Annotated in this window: 4 protein-coding genes; 1 reads left to right on the top strand and 3 read right to left on the bottom strand. The window is 43.7% G+C overall.

Annotated features, from left to right (window positions below; translation table 11 throughout):
- Window positions 1-172: 172 nt before the first annotated feature.
- The 3 genes from KDK15_RS20440 to KDK15_RS20430 form a co-directional block, all read right to left on the bottom strand.
- Window positions 173-952 carry a hypothetical protein gene (locus tag KDK15_RS20440; protein WP_257297249.1) on the bottom strand — a complete coding sequence of 260 codons (780 nt, stop codon included), beginning with the start codon at window positions 950-952 and terminating at the stop codon, window positions 173-175.
- A 276-nt stretch (window positions 953-1,228) separates the two neighbouring features.
- The gene (locus tag KDK15_RS20435; protein WP_257297248.1) at window positions 1,229-1,693 is read right to left on the bottom strand and encodes a hypothetical protein; all 465 of its coding nucleotides are present in this window, start codon (window positions 1,691-1,693) and stop codon (window positions 1,229-1,231) included.
- 637 nt (window positions 1,694-2,330) lie between these two features.
- Window positions 2,331-2,798 (bottom strand): hypothetical protein, encoded by a 468-nt coding sequence (locus KDK15_RS20430; protein ID WP_257297247.1) that lies wholly within the window; start codon window positions 2,796-2,798, stop codon window positions 2,331-2,333.
- Window positions 2,799-3,053: 255 nt separating this feature from the next.
- Between KDK15_RS20430 and KDK15_RS20425 the strand changes: the two genes are divergently transcribed.
- Window positions 3,054-4,027 (top strand): hypothetical protein (locus tag KDK15_RS20425; RefSeq protein WP_257297246.1); only part of this gene is annotated, 974 nt, incomplete at its 3' end.

Genomic DNA, 4,027 nt, shown 5'->3' with positions numbered 1-4,027 from the left:
ATTGCGACCAAAAGACCTGCACAGGCCAAGTCTAGCAGGGCTTGTTGCGTTCGTTCCTTTTTATTTCAACTATTGCTATTACAGGAGAGGCATTTTGCAATAGCAGGTTCCGGCCTGCTTCTTCCGAAGCTCTCTTTTTATAGTCGACCCATTTATTGGAGCCTGCTCTTATTCATGGAGTATTCGAGATAGATTTAATGGTTATACCCATTCCCCTATTGGGGTCAGGATCAGTAGATGTACAGATTATCAACATGCCTTTGTGGAGGCTGTCGTCATTGCGAAAAAAGTAGAGCGGAGAGTAGCTGGTACTGGCATTTGCTTGCAATAGTAATTCTATCACTCGTTCATGTGGCAGATTTCCCATGTCAACTGCTTCGGCTGAAATGAAAAAATCATTCTCAAGCAGTCCGGAATATTTGCCCCAATAGTGTCGACCGTTCATAGGTTCATCTCTTATTTTGCTGATCCAGGAATAATCGTACTTACCTACCAGTTTTTTCACACTTTTGATGACTTCAGGTATTTTACAGATTTTGATGTCTACACAATTATCTACATCATAGTAATGAGTTAAAAAATGACCTGATTTCTCTAATTCATCCCGACTATTAACCTCCTGAAATTTCAACAACGGGGAATTGTGGGTAACCTTAAGGATAAATCTTTTAAGGAAGTCTTCATGACTTACGCCCTGTGCCCGTGTAATACAGACTGGCTCTTCAATGGTGGCGACTTCGGGGTATTCGGATATCAGACGATCAAACAAAGCTGTAACACATTCCCTCGCTTCTTCGTCACCTTGGTGAAGTTTGATATGCCTCAGTTGTTCCGTAACTAGCCTTACCAGGCCTGACTTGCTGGGAACGACTTGATCATAAGCTGGAGGGCTGGATTCAAGGGCAGTCTCAGGATTTTGCAAACCAGTTAATCTTGGTGATGTGGCGTTCATTTTTTCTTCCTAAGGTCAGGGATCGTGATACACAGAAATTACAGGATTGTAAACATGGCAATTAACTGAGTGAATTATATGCCAATGCTACATGGCACAACTCATGCCACAGACTATAAAGAATGTGAACCAGAATTCCATAATGGTCATCCCCTCCGGAAATCGCTGCTTCACCAGAACATCAGCTTGTTGGTGAAGCAGAAGATAGCTCAACCTCAATTGAGGCTAAAGCCCTGATAAACCAGTAGTTAATAAACTACATTATGGGACAGATCGTCAGACTGCAGCTTCCATATCAGCGCCCCTCCGATTTTCATAACTTGTATCCTGACCAGGAATGGCATTTGGTTGATCTGATGCCGCTCTGATTGATCTGTTTTCCAGAAAAAGTTTCACTACCGGGCGGGTTATTAATTCAAAGGCAAGGGCCCCATAAAACCCGAAAAAAGCACCCGTGCATGTTCCCATGAGTGGCTGCGGATAACGTTCGGTGTACTCTGGGTAATAACCATCCCGTTCTTTTGCAAAGTGATTACTCAGTAACTCAATACCTGCACCAATGCCAGCACTAACGGCAACAATGGCTAGCCCCCGCCTCCATTGTTTTACATCGCTTTTAGTGCAACAGGGAGTGGCTGCTGGCTGCTCATTGCCAGAACCACATGCATCGGTTGCCCCCTCTGAATTGTCAGGGATCCCAATGCCCGTGTATTTTGCAGCATCAAGGCTTAAATTGTTCAAAATGAACTCTCCTATGATTAGAAATTTTTATCATTAAAAAACGATTTATTATCGTTTACTCTAAGTAGCCTAAATATTGAAAACAGATATTTATGACTAAGTGGGCAGTTACAATGCAAGGCACAAGGTTGGGAGCATAGCCGTAACTATGTGACCGGAGTTGTAAAGCCTCAGAGTGACTGATCACCTAGTCAGAAAATATGGTTTCATTTGGTTAATTACTTATGACAAGGCTAATGGGGAAGTCTTCTCAAAAGCAACCTGTCGACCACTTGGACTATGGGTAATTGAATAAGTTCATCAATCATCATAATCATAAGGAAACATCAATCGCTATCCGGGCTCCTTCGCATTCCTTATGGTGATCAATCGGATGACCTCGCCAGTATCATCGTCCGCCGGGTTGAGCACTTTTATGCATAACCATGAACCGAAAAGTTTTAACGCCTGGTCAGAGCAGGATATCTATCTGATCACTTATGGCTACAGCCTCATAGAGCATGGGAACCGCCACTTAAAGTGCTCAGTGAATTCCTTGGCAAGCACATCCTGCAGCTGATCTCAACTACTTGTGGTTATTGTATCCAGTCACAGCTGCGTCACCAGAACATCAGGTCGATAGTGCAGCAGCGAATCGTCAGACTCTGCTTACTTTCCCAACGGGATGCCGATCAACAGGAATTTCATCCTGGGCAGTGAAGATATCTGGATGACTCGATGCCACGCTGATTGATCTGCCTTCAAGAGAAGCTTTCTGTATACCGAGGCGAACTTCATTGAGACCGGCCACAATACCCCCGACTAAAAAGCCCAGGATGGCTCCTGCGAGTGGCTGCGGAGTATCATGCGTGTGCGATGGCAAATGCCCATCCCGATTGTATGCGAGATAATTATTCAGTAACTCACCACCTGCACCGAGGGCTACACCAACGGAAACAACGGCCAGCCCCCGCCAGATAGATTTTGCCCTGTCTGTTCTGTACCAGGCAGTAGCTGTTTGGCGCTCATTGCCAGAACCACTTGCAGCATCGGTTGCCCCCACTGAACTGTCAGGAAGATAAATGTGCGCAATACGTGTACCGCCAAAATAGAATTCAGTATTCATAATGAACTCTCAATAATTAGAAATAATTAGTATTAAAGGAGATTGATTTGTTATCAGTTGAACTTTTTGACTTTCGGCAATTGAAAAAGTTCATCAATCATTTTGACGATCCTTTTTCCAAGACCAGGAACAGCAATTCCCGATGAATTCTAAAGCACTACAGCCAGAAGGGCTGCAGACAAGGTAAAAAAATCATATCCGCACAATTCTTCGACTAAAATTGCCTAATAATTAATCGTTGTCGTCGGGTCAGTCATGGGTACTGCTATTAAGAAAAATATCAGGCATTTCAGCGCCTCTTACTTGATAAAAACGGTGTCAGAATGCTTCGAAAACATCCCAGATCATCGTCCAAATAAATGCGTTATTCCCTTTCCTAACTTCCTGAAATCTGCCTTTGCGATGATGCACCAGAAGTTCGATTCGCTATTAGGATTTGATGAAGAGCGGCTTGATGATATTTGCTGTCATAATCTTGAAAAACTCTATCATGTAAAAGACGGCAAAGTCCCTTCCGATACTCGAATGAGAGAGGTTATTGATCCGGTTAACCCCATTGGGTTGAAGACACCGTTTAAAAAGCTGTTTTCTGTCGTTCAGCGCAATGGTGCTCTGCAGGCTTATGCATTCAACTTCGGCAAGTTGAAAAATTGTTATCTGCTTCCTATTGATGGCACTGGTCTCTTTTATTCGGGAACCTGCCGCTGTGATGACTGCTGCATTAAAAATGAGGGCAAAAAAAATGAAACCTTTTACCACAACATTATGGGGGGCTGTATTGTCCACCCATCCAGAAAAACCGTCATTCCATTAGCGCCCGAAGCGATTTGCCGGCAAGATGGTTCCACAAAGAATGATTGTGAAAAAGCGGCAATAAGACGTTTTCTGGCTCAGACAAAACACGACCATCCACGTCTGAAACTGGTGATTCTGCTGGATGGCCTATATGCGGACAACCCTACCATTGCTATGATCAGAGAGTATGGGTGGAACTTTATCATCGTGGCCAAGGATGGTAACCATGTGTCGCTTATTGAGGCCATGAACATCCTTTATGATGAAGGTCAGGTTCATCATCACAAAATCATTGATGAGGAAAATAACACGACTCATAAATTTCGCTACGCCAATAACGTGCCCCTCAATCTTCAGGATGAAACTGAGCGGGTTAATGTTCTGGATTACATTGAAATCGACAAAAAAGGAATTCAGCATGTCTGGTGCTGGAT

The organism is Endozoicomonas sp. YOMI1, from assembly GCF_024606345.1.
Taxonomy (GTDB): Bacteria; Pseudomonadota; Gammaproteobacteria; order Pseudomonadales; family Endozoicomonadaceae; genus Endozoicomonas.
The sequence above is the reverse complement of the archived record's forward strand: the minus strand, read 5'-3'. Positions and strand labels throughout refer to the sequence as shown.